This is a genomic window from Catellatospora sp. TT07R-123, assembly GCF_018327705.1.
In the GTDB taxonomy this organism is placed as follows: domain Bacteria; phylum Actinomycetota; class Actinomycetes; order Mycobacteriales; family Micromonosporaceae; genus Catellatospora.
The window spans coordinates 743,723-757,809 of sequence record NZ_BNEM01000002.1 but is presented as its reverse complement, the minus strand read 5'-3'; the positions used below and the strand labels follow the sequence as shown (position 1 = coordinate 757,809).

The 14,087-nt window shown below is 70.8% G+C and carries 17 protein-coding genes; 9 read left to right on the top strand and 8 right to left on the bottom strand.

Annotated elements, in window-relative coordinates; translation table 11 throughout:
* Positions 1 to 13: 13 nt before the first annotated feature.
* Positions 14 to 1,276, bottom strand: a complete 1,263-nt coding sequence (locus tag Cs7R123_RS23660) for a tetratricopeptide repeat protein (protein ID WP_212829913.1) — start codon at positions 1,274 to 1,276, stop codon at positions 14 to 16.
* A gap of 98 nt (positions 1,277 to 1,374) precedes the next feature.
* Between Cs7R123_RS23660 and Cs7R123_RS23655 the strand changes: the two genes are divergently transcribed.
* The 3 genes from Cs7R123_RS23655 to Cs7R123_RS23645 all read left to right on the top strand — a co-directional run bounded on the left by Cs7R123_RS23655 (position 1,375) and on the right by Cs7R123_RS23645 (position 3,071).
* Complete coding sequence (locus Cs7R123_RS23655; protein WP_212829912.1) at positions 1,375 to 1,938, top strand: hypothetical protein; 564 nt, start codon at positions 1,375 to 1,377, stop codon at positions 1,936 to 1,938.
* Positions 1,939 to 2,299: 361 nt separating this feature from the next.
* Positions 2,300 to 2,554, top strand: a complete 255-nt coding sequence (locus Cs7R123_RS23650) for a hypothetical protein (RefSeq protein ID WP_212829911.1) — start codon at positions 2,300 to 2,302, stop codon at positions 2,552 to 2,554.
* Positions 2,555 to 2,681: 127 nt separating this feature from the next.
* On the top strand, positions 2,682 to 3,071 hold the full coding sequence (locus tag Cs7R123_RS23645; RefSeq protein WP_212829910.1) for a hypothetical protein: 390 nt from the start codon (positions 2,682 to 2,684) through the stop codon (positions 3,069 to 3,071).
* 155 nt (positions 3,072 to 3,226) lie between these two features.
* Here Cs7R123_RS23645 and Cs7R123_RS23640 read toward each other — a convergent pair whose 3' ends face one another.
* Positions 3,227 to 3,793, bottom strand: coding sequence for a hypothetical protein (locus tag Cs7R123_RS23640; protein WP_212829909.1), 567 nt, complete (start codon positions 3,791 to 3,793; stop codon positions 3,227 to 3,229).
* A 99-nt stretch (positions 3,794 to 3,892) separates the two neighbouring features.
* Between Cs7R123_RS23640 and Cs7R123_RS23635 the strand changes: the two genes are divergently transcribed.
* On the top strand, positions 3,893 to 4,909 hold the full coding sequence (locus Cs7R123_RS23635; RefSeq protein WP_212829908.1) for a DUF695 domain-containing protein: 1,017 nt from the start codon (positions 3,893 to 3,895) through the stop codon (positions 4,907 to 4,909).
* A gap of 21 nt (positions 4,910 to 4,930) precedes the next feature.
* On the opposite strand, the gene Cs7R123_RS23630 is transcribed toward Cs7R123_RS23635, so the two are convergent.
* Together Cs7R123_RS23630 and Cs7R123_RS23625 are read right to left on the bottom strand one after the other, a co-directional pair.
* Complete coding sequence (locus tag Cs7R123_RS23630; RefSeq protein WP_212829907.1) at positions 4,931 to 5,518, bottom strand: histidine phosphatase family protein; 588 nt, start codon at positions 5,516 to 5,518, stop codon at positions 4,931 to 4,933.
* The gene (locus Cs7R123_RS23625) at positions 5,518 to 5,949 is read right to left on the bottom strand and encodes an NUDIX domain-containing protein (protein ID WP_212829906.1); all 432 of its coding nucleotides are present in this window, start codon (positions 5,947 to 5,949) and stop codon (positions 5,518 to 5,520) included. Before Cs7R123_RS23625 ends, Cs7R123_RS23630 begins: the two co-directional genes overlap by 1 nt.
* 78 nt (positions 5,950 to 6,027) lie before the next feature.
* Here Cs7R123_RS23625 and Cs7R123_RS23620 point away from each other — a divergent pair, with 78 nt between their 5' ends.
* From Cs7R123_RS23620 to Cs7R123_RS23610, 3 genes are read left to right on the top strand one after another with little or no spacing between them, the layout of a single operon-like run.
* The gene (locus Cs7R123_RS23620) at positions 6,028 to 6,528 is read left to right on the top strand and encodes an ATP-binding protein (protein ID WP_212829905.1); all 501 of its coding nucleotides are present in this window, start codon (positions 6,028 to 6,030) and stop codon (positions 6,526 to 6,528) included.
* A 16-nt stretch (positions 6,529 to 6,544) separates the two neighbouring features.
* Entirely contained in the window at positions 6,545 to 6,808 is a 264-nt protein-coding gene (locus Cs7R123_RS23615; protein ID WP_212829904.1) for a hypothetical protein, read from the top strand.
* A 10-nt stretch (positions 6,809 to 6,818) separates the two neighbouring features.
* Entirely contained in the window at positions 6,819 to 7,745 is a 927-nt protein-coding gene (locus Cs7R123_RS23610; protein WP_212829903.1) for a phosphotransferase family protein, read from the top strand.
* 112 nt (positions 7,746 to 7,857) lie between these two features.
* Here Cs7R123_RS23610 and Cs7R123_RS23605 read toward each other — a convergent pair whose 3' ends face one another.
* A complete protein-coding gene (locus Cs7R123_RS23605; RefSeq protein ID WP_212829902.1) occupies positions 7,858 to 8,856 on the bottom strand; it encodes a hypothetical protein in 999 nt (332 codons plus the stop codon).
* Between the two features lie 6 nt (positions 8,857 to 8,862).
* Between Cs7R123_RS23605 and Cs7R123_RS23600 the strand changes: the two genes are divergently transcribed.
* A complete protein-coding gene (locus Cs7R123_RS23600; RefSeq protein ID WP_212829901.1) occupies positions 8,863 to 9,693 on the top strand; it encodes a GNAT family N-acetyltransferase in 831 nt (276 codons plus the stop codon).
* 125 nt (positions 9,694 to 9,818) lie between these two features.
* On the top strand, positions 9,819 to 11,138 hold the full coding sequence (locus Cs7R123_RS23595; RefSeq protein ID WP_212829900.1) for a hypothetical protein: 1,320 nt from the start codon (positions 9,819 to 9,821) through the stop codon (positions 11,136 to 11,138).
* A 45-nt stretch (positions 11,139 to 11,183) separates the two neighbouring features.
* Here Cs7R123_RS23595 and Cs7R123_RS23590 read toward each other — a convergent pair whose 3' ends face one another.
* The 3 genes from Cs7R123_RS23590 to Cs7R123_RS23580 all read right to left on the bottom strand — a co-directional run bounded on the left by Cs7R123_RS23590 (position 11,184) and on the right by Cs7R123_RS23580 (position 13,953).
* Positions 11,184 to 12,011, bottom strand: coding sequence for a MarR family transcriptional regulator (locus tag Cs7R123_RS23590; protein ID WP_244872098.1), 828 nt, complete (start codon positions 12,009 to 12,011; stop codon positions 11,184 to 11,186).
* A 128-nt stretch (positions 12,012 to 12,139) separates the two neighbouring features.
* A complete protein-coding gene (locus tag Cs7R123_RS23585; protein WP_212829899.1) occupies positions 12,140 to 12,670 on the bottom strand; it encodes an SMI1/KNR4 family protein in 531 nt (176 codons plus the stop codon).
* A gap of 197 nt (positions 12,671 to 12,867) precedes the next feature.
* Positions 12,868 to 13,953 (bottom strand): PIN domain-containing protein, encoded by a 1,086-nt coding sequence (locus Cs7R123_RS23580; RefSeq protein ID WP_212829898.1) that lies wholly within the window; start codon positions 13,951 to 13,953, stop codon positions 12,868 to 12,870.
* Between the last annotated feature and the right edge of the window lie 134 nt (positions 13,954 to 14,087).

The following is a 14,087-nucleotide window of genomic DNA, read 5'->3' as shown; positions in this document are numbered from 1 at the left end:
ATGCCAGCCAGCTTCATAGAGACCTCCATTGTCGCAGTCGAGCGGCTAACGCCAGTGTGTCGGGGTGCTCTGGGCCGAGCAGCCGCTCTCGTTCGGCGGTGACCCGCTCCAGGATCGTGACCGCGTCACCGGTCCGGCCCGCCTGCCGGTAGGAGGTGGCGAGGTTGCCCCAGACGGTCAGCGTGAATTGGTGTTCCGGGCCGAGCAGCCGCTCGCTGTCGGCGGTGACCCGCTCCAGGATCGTGACCGCGTCACCGGTCCGGCCCGCCTGCCGGTAGGAGGTGGCGAGGTTGCCCCAGACGGTCAGCGTGAATTGGTGTTCCGGGCCGAGCAGCCGCTCGCTGTCGGCGGTGACCCGCTCCAGGATCGTGACCGCGTCACCGGTCCGGCCCGCCTGCCGGTAGGAGGCGGCGAGGTTGGCCCAGGCGGTCAGCGTGTCGGGATGTTCCGGGCCGAGCAGCCGCTCCCGCTCGGCGGCGATCCGCTCCTCGATGGTGACCGCGTCACCGGGGCCCGCCTGCCAGTAGGAGGTGGCGAGGTTGGCCCAGGCGGTCAGCGTGAAATGGTGGTCCGAACCGAGAATGCGTCGTGCCTTGTGGGTGAGGGCGTGCCAGTAGGCGACGGCAGCGGTGGGTAGACCAGCGCTGAGCAGGCTAATGCCCGCGCGGTAGAGCAGCGCCGGTGCGCCTGTGGTCCAGAGAAGATCTTGGGTGATGCTGTCCAGAGTGGTGGTGTTGGTGCGGAGGCTTTCGCCGAGCGCGGCGAGGGTGGTGTTGTGGTCGTTGTCAGGCCAGATGGTGAGCAGTGCTGCGGCGGCGGTGTGGGCCGCGCTGATGAGCTGATCGCGGGTGGCAGTTTCGCGGGCGGCTCGGGCGGTTACGGCGTGGATGGTCACCGCGCGAGGGCTGGCGGTGGCGCTGTAGGTGAGGATGCTGTACCGGTCCAGCAGCAGGAGGACCTGCCGTATCTGGCCGGTGTCGACCGGGGTGTCCGTGCCGGTGGCGCGGTGGGTCGTGAGGTTGCCAGCAACCACGGCTGTGGCCCAGAACTCGTCGGGGTGCCCGGCGGGGTCGAGCAGCGCGGCCAGAGTGATCGCGGGGCGGGCCAACCCGCCGCTGACAGCGTCGACGGCATCGACAGCGAGCAGGAGGGTGATGGTGACGGTCCGGCCGTAGCCGTCGGTGTCGGCGATCGCGGGTAGTAGGTCGTCGAGCCTGGCTTGGCCGGTGGTGTAGCGGTGAAAATATGCCTGGCAGGTGTCCTGTTGGTTGGTCATGTACGCGGCGGCGTGGGACAGGGCCCGCGCGCATGCGCGTTGTAACGTGCACTGTCATGACGTTGACGTCGGCGCACGTCCCTTCACGGAGACCTCCTGTGACACGTCGTCGGCGGCTCCTGGTCGCCGCGACGCTGGCTGTCGCACTGTGCGCCGGTTACCTGTCGGCCACCATCGGCCATCGCCTCGATCATGGCGGCTCGTGGTGGCACGGGACTGACGCGCAGTCCCGCACGGAAGGGCCGAGGACGGAGCTGCGGTTTGCCTTCATTCCCGGAACGGAGGTCACGTTCGGCGCGTCCATCCGCAATCCCGGCCCGTGGCCGGTGACGATCACCGGCGTCACAGTCAATGACGGTCCTGCGGATCAGCACGTATTCAAGATCCTCCGCCTGGCGGTGAACCATGCGGATAAGGCCACTGCCGTCGTGTTCGACCCGGCTGCGGCGGAGCCGCTCCGGTCGGTCAGAGTGGCGGCGGGCGAGGAGCTGCCGGTCTTCGTCACGATCATGATCCCGGACGTGGAGATGGCCCCCGGATCAGGGCTGTTCCTCGATGACCTCGCGGTCGACTACGAGGTGCTCGGCCTGCCTCGTCACCAGCGGGTGCCGATGGGCTTCCGCCTGTCGGTCCACTCTGCAAACGGCTATGTTCCAGGCTGACCGCCAACGGAGCGCGGCGACCGGTAGACGGCAGTACCGCCGGGTTGATCCCTTTGCGCCCCGTCCACACCCCTGCTCGGCACCTTCAGTTCGGAAGACCGCCAGGAGTTCGCCGATCTGTTCGGAACGCCTGTCAACGGCAGCTTGGCCGCCGTCCTCTACTGCCCGCTCGTGACCGGCGATGGCGCAATGGTCAGGCATGCTACTGGCATTTCGATCGGAGTCGTCGATGCGCGCGTGTGCTCGCTGCTCTGAACGTACAGTGGGGTTGAAGCGCAGCTCATGAGGAGCATCTTCTTACCCCATCGCACCCCAGCCCAGTGGCGGGCCTCTCTGGCAGCGCGCTGGCGAAGGGCAAACCATGATCCTTGAACTGCTCACCTCAGCGATCATGGGATCGGGAGCCGCTGTAGCTGTGAGCCCGGCCGGACCCGACCCGATCTGCGACAGCCCGACGCATGTGCAGACGGCCGACGAGATACAGTACTGCTTCGACCGGTGGGCACGCTGGGTCTACGACAGCTGCGATTGCAGCTTCCTGAACAGTGCGGATTGTCAGGCGATCTGGCACTACGGCCAGCAGCAAGGATGGCCCAACAAGTGCAATACGCAGTGACGCCTGCCGTCCATCGTCAGCAGTCGAAGCGGGAGACGGACAATCCCCATATGTCCGTCGCCACTGGCGCTTGAGCTGGCCAACGTCGGCTAACATCCCCCCGCATGGATCAAGAGCAGGGGGATGGATGGTGAAGGCGCCGCGGCGCAGGGGCGAGGCGGGCAAGCCTCGCGCGCGGGTCAGGCCCTACCGGCCGCCGACGATCGCCCGTAGGCGGGATGCGGTCCGGCGGCCGTCGCAGTCCGGCGGCTGGTGGCGCGATCAGTTCGACCTCGCCCAGTCGCCGCATGGGCCGTTCTTCAGCGTGTTCATGATCGGAAGCAAGTGGCTGATCACGCTGATGTTCCTCGGCCCGGGCTTCGGTCTGACGGCCTCCGCGCTACACGATCTCGGCGCCCACGACCTGCGGGCGTTCGTCGCCGGCGCGGTGCTCGGCGCGATCTCCCTCGCCCTCGGCGTGTTCTTCCTGCGGATGACCCCATCGGACGTGCTGGCCATGCGTCGGTTCAGAGGGTGACGACCGCATGCCGCCGCCCGGACGCGCACATCGCCCGTCCCGGACCGTCATGCTGCGATCGGCTGCGGTCGAGGCTGTTCAAGCACCTCGCAGCCCGCGTCGGCTGACGACGAGGAACCAGACGGCAACGCGGCGGAGGAGCGGTCGAAGGTCGTTCACGCTGCCGGGAGGCGGGGGAGCACCAGTTCGGCGATGCGGACCATCGCGGCCTCGTCGACGGGGGTCTCCGGCGTGATGGCGACGATCGAGAAGTAGGCGCCGGTGTCGGCGGCGTCGCGGGCGACCAGCAGTGTCGCGGTATGCATCGGAACGGTGCCGTACTCCAGCAGCGCCGGGCGGCCCTGAACGGTCAGCGACCGGTCCTTCGGGCTGAGCCGCTTCATCTGGGACACGGTGACCTCGGTGCCGACCTCGATACGCACCGCCGACTGCTGCAACGACACGGTGCAGATCAGATAGCTGTCGCCGTACGAGGTGCCCATGCCGCGCACCTGCGGCGGGTCCTCCACGATCGCCAGCACCTCCGGCCGGTTGACTATGGGGCACAATTCCCGGAAAGCGCGCTTTCCCTGCGGCGTATCCGGTTCGGTGAACGAGGGCGTCACCGCCCCAGGCGCGGCGGCCGTCGGGCGCGCCCCAGGCCAGGTCTGGGCCACCGCGAAGGCGAGCAGAGCCGTCGTGACCACGACGCCGGCGACTTCGATGATCCGGGGAGCGCGCATGTCCCGAGATCGTAGGGGGACCGGCGCGCCCGCGCAGCCCGTATCGGGCCGGGGTCCCCGCCGTCGGCGGGCGTGAGCCAACCCCTACACTCGCCCGTCATGCCGTTCTTCCAGCGCAAACCCAAGCCGTCGCCCCACGCTGTAGCGGCGTTCTGGACGCGGTGGGCGGTGCTGCGCGACGAACTCGCCGCGTCGGTGACCGGCGCGGACCCGAGCCGGTACGCCGCTGAGCTCGGCGACCTCGTCAACGCCATCGACCCGGCGCTGGAGTTCGAGCTGACGCCCGGCACCACCGCCACGCACGCGCTCGTGGTCACCCCGGCCGGACGGCCCGAGCTGCGCGCGGCCGCCGCCCGCTGGCTGGCCGCCGCGCCCGCGGCCGACGCGGTCTGGGAATACCGCATGGCCCGCATCGCCGACGAGAAGGTGTTCGGCAGCGAGCTCGGCTTCGGCGACGTCCGGCTGGCCATGTCGGGCCTGCGCTACGCCTTCACCGTCCACGAGGAACGCGGCCAGGTCGACGTCGTCTGCCACCACCCGGACTTCGAGCGGCTGCCCGACGGCGCCCGCGCCCAGGTCACCTTCCTCAGCCTGGACTGGCTGCTGGGCGAGGACCAGGTCGAGACCTGGCTCGGTGCCATCGAATGGTCTGCGGCGGCTCCCGCCGACGCTCAGCCGCCCGCGCAGCTGCGCGACGCCGTACACCGGCTGGCCGGGCGGGGCGACAGCTGGACGCTGATGACCGGGCAGGGCAGCGGCCTGCCCTGCATCGCCACCGCGAACCTGCCGCTGCGCGCCGCCCGCTGGCCCCGTTTCGACCAGCACCTGGCGGTCGCGCTGCCGTTCCGTACGGCCAACGCGGGCCGGCTGCCGGTGGAGGGCTCGCTGGACGCGCTGCGGGCGTTCGAGGACGACCTCACCATGTCGGTCGGCGCCGACGGGACCCTCGTGGCCCACGAGACCGGCGACCTGCTGCGCACGCTGCACCTGTACGTCGACTCCCAGAGCCAGGCGCGGGCCCGGGTCGAGGCGGCGCTGCCGCGCTGGTCCGAGGGCCGGGCCAAGGTGGCCGCCAGGCAGGACCCGGGCATGGCGGGCGTACGCCACCTGGGCTGAGCCCGCCGCCCGCGTCCCGGTTCAGGGGCGCAGGTGGGGCGGGAAGCCCGTCCAGCGCAGCGGCTCGGGCAGGTGCGACAGGTCGTTGAAGACCAGCGGCGCGGGCGGGCGCTGCTCGTCGTACCGGATGACGGTCACGCCGCAGTTGGCCTGGTTGAGGCCCAGCCAGCGGTGCTCGGGCGCGTCCAGGGCGTGCCGCAGCAGCCACGCGACCGCGAACGCGTGCGTGACCACCAGCTCGTGCACGTCCTGCGTGGGCGGTGCGGCGAACCGCTCGACCAGCGCCCGCGCCCGCCGCGCCCCGTCGGCCAGCTCCGGCGCGCTGTAGCCGTCGAAGAAACCGGACCACACCGGCGGCAGCGACTCGGGCACGTACGGCACGTAGTCGTCGGCCAGCTCGCTGGACGCGACCGGCACCCCCGGCAGCTGCGCCGCGATCAGGTGCGCGGTCTGCGTCGCCCGGGGCAGCGACCCATGGTGTACGGCCGCGAACGGCACCCCGGCCAGCCGCAGCCCGGTCAGCTCCGCCTGGCGGCGCCCGTCGTCGCTCAGGTTCCCGTCGGCGGCGGCGTGCCCGTGCCGGACCAGGTACAGCGTGCGCGCCGCCATCAGGACCGGGCCGCCAGCGCCGCGTACTGCGGGGAGGCGAGGAAGCGTTCCAGCGTCTGCCGCGTACCCGGCGTGAAGGTGCGCCCGTCGAACACCTCACCGGCCGCGACGAACACGATCGCCGCGCCCTCGCCGACCACCACGTCGTCCTGCACCGCCGAGGTCGGACCGTAGAAGTAGTGCTTGACCAGGTTGTGCTCGGGCAGGTGCTGGGTCTCGAACAGCCGCAGCGGCTCGTCGGGGCGCAGCGCCGTCTCCTCCAGCAGCTCGCGCGGCGCGGCCTGCTCGGGGGTCTCCCCGGGCTCGACATGCCCGCCGGGCAGGCCCCAGATGTTCGGGTAGTTCGGCGCGTGCTCGTCGCGCAGCTGTAGCAGCAGCGCCCCGTCGCGGTCGACCAGGAGCACGGCGGACAGCTGTACGGGATGGGTCATGCCCGCCACCGTACCCGGACCCGGCCCACGGGTACGGTGGCGGGCGTTCCGGCGTGCCGACAGGAGCGGGGGAGTGCGGTGCTGGTCGTGTTCGGAGGGCTGCCCGGGGTGGGCAAGACGACCCTGAGCCGCCAGGTGGCCCAGCGGCTCGGGGCGACGTGGCTGCGCGTGGACGCGCTGGAGGCCGCGATGTGGCGGGTCGGGCTGCCGCGCGACGGCGCGGTCGGCCTCGCGGCGTACTCGGTGGCCCACGCCGCGGCCGCCGGGCAGCTCGCGCTGGGCGGCCTCGTCGTGGTCGACGCGGTGAACCCGGTCGAGGAGGCCAGGCAGGGCTGGCGCGATCTGGCCGCCGCGCAGGACGTGCCGCTGCGGCTGGTGGAGGTCGTCTGCTCCGACGAGGCCGAGCACCGCCGCCGGGTCGAGCAGCGGCGGCCCGAGCCCGACCAGCCGACCACACCGACCTGGTCCGACGTGGCCGGACTGCGCTACGACCCGTGGCACGGCGACCGCCTGACCGTCGACGCGGCCGCCGGATCGGACGGCTGCGTCGACAACGTGCTGGCCTACTGCGGGCGCTGACAGCGATGATCTGCCCATGGACGCTGTGACCGGACGCTTCGCCGCCGTACCCCTGGAAGATCTCCGGGCGGTGGCGTCGGCGGCCGACGCCGCCCAGATCACCGAGCGCATGCTGGCTGACCTGCGCGCCGATCCGGCAGCGTGGGAGAACGGCACCCTGGAACGCTTCCTCGAAGCGCTCGCCTGCTGCCTACGCGCGAACACCGGCGGCCCCGACCCGGCCGTGGCCGAGTGGCGGCTGTTCGCCGAGGCACTCGTCGCCGCCACCGGCTACGAGTAGCGCCGACGGCGTGGACTGGTCGACGCGGTTCGCCCGGCTCGGACATCCCAGGGCGGAGCTCATCGGGCGCGGCATGGAGGGCGCGGTGTACGCCCTCGGCGGCGGGCTCGTCGGCAAGGTCTGGTTCCAGCGCAAGCCAGACGAGCTGGCGCCGCTGCGCGCCTTCTGCACCCACCTGAGCGGCCAGGACCTCTCCTTCCGGACCCCCGAGATCCTCGACGTCCACGAGACCGCCGGCCACGCGGTGACGGTCGAGCGGGAGCTGGGCGGCATACCGCTGCGCGACGCCCTGAGGTCCGGGCAGGTGACACCGGAGCAGGCCAAGCGCTGCATGCTCGCCATCCTGGCCGAACTGCGGGCCACCACGGCCGGTGCGGCCTGCCGCGCGCTGACGGCCATCGACGAAGACATCCCGGTATGGCAAGGACACGGCACCTGGCCAAGCGCCCTGTCCGCCCTGCTCGACCGCCGCGTACGGCGCTACGGCGACCAGCTCGCCGCCTCCGTCGACGGCTTCGACGAGCTGATGAAACGGATCAGACTGCTGCTGGAGCACCTGCCCGCCGTCCCCGCAACGGTCGTGCACGGCGACCTCGTCCCGGCCAACGTCCTGGTGACCCCGGCGGGAGCCCTGGCCGCGGTGCTCGACTGGGGATTCCTCACCACCGAAGCGGACCCAGCCTTCGACGCGAGCATCACCGCCGCCGTCTTCGACATGTACGGCAGCCAGCACCGGGCGTACGACGAAGATCTGCTCCACCGCCTGCACGACCAGGCCGGATATCCGATGACCCGGCTGCTGCTCTACCGCGCGGTCTACGCCGTGCTCACCAGCAACGCCTACGATCCGTCGGGCAGGGACGGCCACTACGCGTGGTGCGTGGCGATGCTCCAGCGCAGGGACGTCGTCGAGGCGCTGTCCGCCGATCCGGCCTAGCTGTCGGCCAGGTTGGATACCGGTGGCTTGTTCGCCCTTACGTACGGTGATGAGTCGCGCGGGCAGGCTCGCGCGGATCGCAGCAGATCCGGCGACGCCGCGACCCTTTGTGTCACGGATGCCAGGCGGCGGGATCCTTGTAGTGGTTCGCGACGCCGTTGCGCAGGACCGCGTGCAGCTGGGGCAGGTGTTCGGTGTCAGCGGGCAGGTGCAGGCTTTCGAGCATGGTCAGGGCCTCGGCTGGGTCTAGGCTGCCGTAGACGGCGTGATAGCTGCCGAGCAGGGCGCGGAAGACCGCCGGACGAAGCTCGGCGACGGTGGCGGCGGCCTGATAGACGTCGCGCTTGTCGTCCCAGTCGACCGACCCTGAGTCTTCCAGCACGTGGCGAGCGCGCAGGTGCAGCGAACCGGTGGCCAGCTCGGGCAGGTGGCCGTCCGCTGCGAGGCGGCGTACATCGTCGCCGAGCAGCGCGTCGAAGGCGGTCTTGGTAGTCGTGTGCCGCCAGAACCAGAAGGTCGTCAAGTGCAGCCGCAGGTGTTCGATCGGCTTCGGGACCGCCATCCTGTCGCGAAAGCCAGCCCAGAACGCGTTGGCGACTTCCTGGTCGGGATTGTTGAGGACGTAGGCGTTCAGGTGGATCAGCACCTCGAAGGCGCCGGTCAGGTCGAGCAGGCCGAGCGCTGTGTGCACGCGCTGCACGCCGGCCAGGTCCTCGTCGGTGGTGATCTCGAACGCGGTGTGGAAAGCCACATCCTCGTCCGACATCTCCTCCGGGGGCGTGTCGTCCCACCTCCACCGGTTGGGTCCGATCGGCGTGATCCCGACGTCAGCCAGGTATCGCAGGGCCAGGTCGATGTCCGTCGCGCTCACCCGCAGGAGTGTGCCCGGCACGAGCTCGGACGTCCACGCGATTGCGTGGACCACGACCCAGCCGAGGTGCAGACGACGAGCCCAGTCGACCAACTTGCGAACGTAGCCATACCGGGTTGACGGCGGTGATGTACTCGGCGCGTGCCCGAGTATCTGCTGCGCACGTTCCGGCCCGACGACGTGACGGCGATTCATGGGCTGCATGCCCAGCATGCCGCGGCTGACGTCGTCGATGTCCACTCCACCATGGAGCCTCTCCTGGATCTGGACGGTGTGCGGCGCGGGATGGAGGCGGCGGACCGGGCAGTCGTCGCGGTCGAGGCGTCCGGTTCGGTCGTCGGGTGGGGTTCGTTGCGGTCCTGGACGGAGGACGACGGAACCCGCGTCTATCTCAGTGACGGCTACGTGGCGCCTTCCGACCGGCGGCAGGGCCTGGGCCTGCGTCTACTGCGCGAGTCCGAGGCCGTCGCGGCTCGACTGGCTGTCAGCAGTACCGGGCGCGGCCCGGTCGTGCTCGCCGGCAACGCGTCGACAGTCCAGCGGGACCGGATGGCGCTGCTGGAGCGCAGCGGGTATCGGCAGGTGTTCACCATGGTCGAGATGGAGCACGACGGGTCACCGGTGCCACCTCGGCAGCTGCCTGACGGCGTCACCGTCCGAGCCGCCACGGTCGCCGACGCCCGCCTGCTGTTCGCCCTCACTGCCCGGGTGTGGGCTGGGCGGCCGTTCTTCTCGCTGCCGACCGAGGAGGAGCTGCGCGACTGGCTCAGCAGCTCGCAGCTCGCCCTGTTCCAGGTAGCGACCAGCGACGACCGCGTGGTGGGGTTCGTCGCCGCGAGCCGCTCACCAGCCCGCATCGAGATCGAGGACGTTCAGGTCGATCCGGACCTCCAGCGCCGTGGCCTGGCGACCGCGATGCTCACCCGGACGCTCAGCACGCTGACCCAGCAGGGCGCCGGGCCGATCCGGCTGCACACCGAGGGCCACGATCCGGCCGGAGCGCAGTCGCTGTACGAACGGCTGGGCTTCCAGGTGGTCCGTGAGTACCACCGCTATCGCAAGCCACTCAGCCGCTGATCAACGTCGCCAGGTGATCGTCCGCTCTTGCGTCACGCCGGAGTAATCGAGGTCCAGTGACCGTACGCAGGTCGAGCGAGGCCGTGGTGGGTCCGGTCAAGCTCCCGAGCGGGTGTCCGGCCTGGATGCGGCGGATGCGGCATACTCCCGGCGTGATATCTCCGTTGGAGACGTTTGCCGGACTGCTCGACCGGTCGGTGGCGGAGGTTGCCGAGCTGGCGGCGGACGCGCGTAACTTCGACCCGGTCCGGGTCGGCCGTATCGCCGACATCTGGGACAACAACATCTTTCCCCTGGTGAGTGCTGCTTCAGCGGTGCGGCCGCTGCGCTCCGGGCGGGCCCGTGCCGGGCTGCTGTGGATGGCCGACCTCGGTGCCGCCCGGCGGCAGCTGCTGATCGACCTCGACCCGGCGCTGGCGGGTTTCCTGCCGGCGGCCAGGCCTGAGCCTTCCGCTCGCCGGGACTACCGGGGTGAGCTGCGGCCGGGTTCCTTCCCGTTGACGGCGGAGGTCGTGCGCGGGCTCAGCGTCGACTACGACCTGGCGGCCGCCGCCGTCCGGTCGATGACCGTGAGCGCGACGGCCACCGGCCTGCGGATGCACCTGACGCTCGCCGCCCCGCGGCGATTCCAGCCCAGCACGGGACGGGTGGCTGTGGACGGGTCCCGCAAGCCCTGGCCCCCGGCGCCGCTCATGTTCACCTTCGACGGCGTCACCGAATTCGGATTCGACGCCGAAGACCGGGTAGGAGTCGCGGTCACCTGCACGGATACCGGCCTGGCGGTAGCCCTCGGGCGAGAGGGCCACCTGCGCGCCGACGAAGGCACGGTATGGCCTGACGATCCACAGTGGCACGAGTCGGCGGCGGCTCGGGCAGCCGACCCCGGCACACCCCATGACCGGCCGCAGCGGCGTGAGCCGGTGCGGGCTGCGATTCTGTCCGCGCAGCAGAAGGCGGCCGCACGGGCGCTGCACACGCTGATGCTTCAGGTGCGGCTCGTCGGCTACTACCCGCACCTGGCAGCGGCCGTGCCGCTGAACGAGATCTGCCGCATCGCGGCCGTTGCGGGCAGCGCGATCCTCACCGCGAGCGCGCACCGCGGCCCCGCGCGCGACAAGGCCTTCGCCGCGCTCGAGGAGCAGTGGCGGCACGTGCCGCCGAAGCTGCCTGCCGCACCGATAGGGTCCGGCCCGATCATGCTCCGATTCGTCTCCTACACCGAGCCCCACGACGACTACGACGTTGCCCGGCCAAGCTCGGCCGTCGTGGTCGCGGCGGTCCCGGGCGAGGATCCGGCCGGACCGTGGCACCGCGCGGTCAAAGAGATCACTCAACCATCGCGGCTGCGTATCGCCGGCGGCGCGTTCGCCGGGGAACAGCGGGTTCGCCGAGATGCCGACGTGCTGAGCATCGACGACACGTTCGCTGTCCACCCGCACGGCTGACCGCCCACTGCCGTCTGTCCTGGAAGCGTCGTCGGTCGCTGCCGGTCACTGCGATCCTGCGGCGACCAGCGCGGCGGTGATGGGCTGAAGCTCGGCGATCAGCTCGTCGAGCTCGGCCGGGGAGAGGGCATCGTAGGGCGGGGCGGCGAGTTCGTCGGTCAGGGCTTCGATGCGCTGCTGGGTTTCGCGGCCGGCGTCGGTGAACCGGCCGTCGGCATCGACGATCCCGCGCTCGCGCAATCCGTCCATGACGGCGGCCAGCCGCCGCTTCGGCAGGTGGTGGATGCGCCCGAACGACTCCGGCGGGTAGATGCCGTTGGCCAGCGCGCTGAGCACGTGGGCCTCTATGCCGCCGATCCGGGCGCCGAGCAGTGCCGCGATGTGCCCGTCACCGCGGTGCTCGCGCAGCATGTTCGCGCTGTGCCACAGCCGGGCGACGGGGTCGGTCGGCACCGCGACGGTGCGCAGCGCGGCGTACATCACGCGGCCTTCGGTGGGTGCGCTCAGCGCGGCTTTCGTGGTCAGGTCGGCGGCGCGGACCAGGCCCGCGGAGCCGGTCAGCTCGGCGCCGAGGATCCGCCGCACGGAGGCCGCGCTGCCCCGCTCGCGGGCGGCGAGGGATGCCTCGGGCGTGATCGTCTCCCACGCGCTGGGGATGTGCCGTGCGGCCTCCCCGTCAGCGAAGTTGTAGAAGGCCGCGTGCACGACGTGAGCCGGCACCCGCCCCAGGGGCGCGGCGCGGCTGGCGAAGTAGCCGTCCCAGTAGTTGCGGTGACCCAGTGCCGCCAGCTCCTGGTTGCACTCGTCAGCCATATAGGTGACCAGGCAGATCGGCTCCAGGAGCTCGTACATGCGGCGGGCGATGTGGGTCATCGTGCGGCTCCTTGGCTGCTGCGCCACGAGGCGTCGTGGCGGGTGACTGTGTGCACCCCTGCTACGAACACGGCCGCCCCGTTCCGACACCGCCGCCGGCATTTCTGCGCCGCTCGTGGCGAGCGGGCTCAGTGCCCGAAACGGCCTGCGCTGTGACCGCGACGTCCGAACAGGCCCATGAACGGCGCGAACTCGATCTCGCCGGTGAGGACCCGGTAGAGGCATTCGGTTGCTGACATCTCCAGTTCGTACCAGTTGTCGAGGTCTGCGTCGACGATGACCACACCCCAGTCTTCCGGGCGGACACCGTCTCGGGCGTTCCAGTAGAGGTAGGCCGCGTTGACACCGGCGAAGGCGATCAGCCTGCGTCCCTCGGTGAAGAACCGCTCAGGCAGGTCGGTGGCGCCGCCCGCGCGAAGGTGCTCCCAGGCCGCATCGCGCTCCCTGACCAGCGCGGCGAGGTCCACCTCGTCGGAGGTGTGGGGAGCGAAGACGGTGAGGTGGTCGTCGAGAGCGGCGCTGCCGGTATGGCTGATCAGCCGCTTGTAGTCTGCCGGGACGGGGCGTCCGATCTCCGCCTCGGTCGGCTCCCACCCGCAGTCGACCACGTCGTCGGCGACACCCAGCAACTCCACGAGCCTGTCGGAGTAGTCGTTCATGCCAGGACCTCACTGTCGACCTCGTGACCGGCCTTCACCATAGGCGTCGCGACCGCTCCTCTACGACAACTGACGCCTCCGGCCCGGCCGCCCGGCCTGCCTGCTCAAGATCAGTGCAGTTTCGGGGAAAGTGCACGAATCCGAGCCAGGATTCCAGCACTTTCCCCGAAACTGCACCTCTGCCGGCGCTCGGGCGCTCAGGCGCGGGTCGTCGTCAGGAGGTAGTCGTCGGAGTCGGGGTCCCAGCGCAGGTCGATGACGCCCGCGGTCGCCGCGGCCTTGCAGAACTGGAGGAAGCTGCGGTAGCCGAGCTTCTTCTCGCTGAAGTCCGGCTGGGCCCGGCGCAGGTGGTTCTTGAGGCCGGACAGCGCCACCGGGGCCGCGTTGCGGCTCAGGTCGGTCACGACCGAGCGCAGCAGCCCGAACTCCGCCTCCGGGCCGCCGTGCTCGGGCAGCGACACCTCCGGGTCGCCCTTGGCGGGGCCTTCGGCCAGCTCGACGAGGTTGCGTCCGGCGAGGTATCGCAGCAGCTCGCCGAAGGTGCGGAAGCCGTAGTCGGCCTCGTTGAACGTCGGGTCCTTGCGCAGCAGGGTGCGCTTGAGCGTCGAGGCGGTCACCGCGCCGCCGGAGCTGCCCTGCAGACCGGCGACGGTCTGGGCGACGAGCACGGCGAGGGTGTCGACGTCGCGCGGGGACTCCTCCGGGGCCGCCGCGGGTTCGAGTTCCTGCTCGACCGGCTGCGGCGCGGGCTCGGCGGCCTTGGCGGGGGAGGTCACCCGGCTGCCCCGGGTGCGCGCGGGCCGGATCTCGACGCCTTCGAGCCGGTCGTAGTAGAGGAACTCGTCGCAGGCGGGCGGCAGCAGCGCCGAGGTCGACTGCTCGACCCCGACGCCGATGACGCGCTTGTTGAGCTCGCGCAGCTTGTGGACCAGCGGGGTGAAGTCGCTGTCGCCGGTGCCGAACACGAACGTGGAGATGTAGTCGCGCTCGAACGCCAGCTGGAGCGCGTCGACGGCCATCTTGATGTCGGCGGCGTTCTTGCGCGAGGCGCCCATGCGCTGCGGGATGTCGATCAGCTCGACATGTGACCTGGTCAGCAGGCGCCGGTCCTCGTCGAAGTACGACCAGTCGGCGTACGCGCGGCGGACCACGACCCGGCCGCGCTCGGCGAGCGCGTCGGTGATGGGCCGCAGGTCGAACGTCGTCCCGCCGAGGTGATCACGGGCACCGATCGCCAGATTCTCGTAGTCCAGGAACAGGGCAATGCGATCCTCTTGATCCACGCGATCAGGGTACGCCTGCGCCCTGGTTCCCAAGCCCGCCCCTCGCCCGTGCCCCGCCGTGTCGGGCCGGGGGCCGGGGTCGCGGCTTGACCTTGTCATCGTGACAAGCTTTCTAATCGGGGGCGGAGGTGATC

What these genes read in the sequence shown, in the direction of transcription:
- Cs7R123_RS23660 (WP_212829913.1), bottom strand. Translation starts at nt 1,276, where the DNA reads ATGACCAACCAACAGGACACCTGCCAGGCATATTTTCACCGCTACACC.
- Cs7R123_RS23650 (WP_212829911.1), top strand. Translation starts at nt 2,300, where the DNA reads ATGATCCTTGAACTGCTCACCTCAGCGATCATGGGATCGGGAGCCGCT.
- Cs7R123_RS23645 (WP_212829910.1), top strand. Translation starts at nt 2,682, where the DNA reads ATGGTGAAGGCGCCGCGGCGCAGGGGCGAGGCGGGCAAGCCTCGCGCG.
- Cs7R123_RS23640 (WP_212829909.1), bottom strand. Translation starts at nt 3,793, where the DNA reads ATGCGCGCTCCCCGGATCATCGAAGTCGCCGGCGTCGTGGTCACGACG.
- Cs7R123_RS23635 (WP_212829908.1), top strand. Translation starts at nt 3,893, where the DNA reads ATGCCGTTCTTCCAGCGCAAACCCAAGCCGTCGCCCCACGCTGTAGCG.
- Cs7R123_RS23630 (WP_212829907.1), bottom strand. Translation starts at nt 5,518, where the DNA reads ATGGCGGCGCGCACGCTGTACCTGGTCCGGCACGGGCACGCCGCCGCC.
- Cs7R123_RS23625 (WP_212829906.1), bottom strand. Translation starts at nt 5,949, where the DNA reads ATGACCCATCCCGTACAGCTGTCCGCCGTGCTCCTGGTCGACCGCGAC.
- Cs7R123_RS23615 (WP_212829904.1), top strand. Translation starts at nt 6,545, where the DNA reads ATGGACGCTGTGACCGGACGCTTCGCCGCCGTACCCCTGGAAGATCTC.
- Cs7R123_RS23600 (WP_212829901.1), top strand. Translation starts at nt 8,863, where the DNA reads ATGGAGCCTCTCCTGGATCTGGACGGTGTGCGGCGCGGGATGGAGGCG.
- Cs7R123_RS23595 (WP_212829900.1), top strand. Translation starts at nt 9,819, where the DNA reads ATGCGGCGGATGCGGCATACTCCCGGCGTGATATCTCCGTTGGAGACG.
- Cs7R123_RS23590 (WP_244872098.1), bottom strand. Translation starts at nt 12,011, where the DNA reads ATGACCCACATCGCCCGCCGCATGTACGAGCTCCTGGAGCCGATCTGC.
- Cs7R123_RS23585 (WP_212829899.1), bottom strand. Translation starts at nt 12,670, where the DNA reads ATGAACGACTACTCCGACAGGCTCGTGGAGTTGCTGGGTGTCGCCGAC.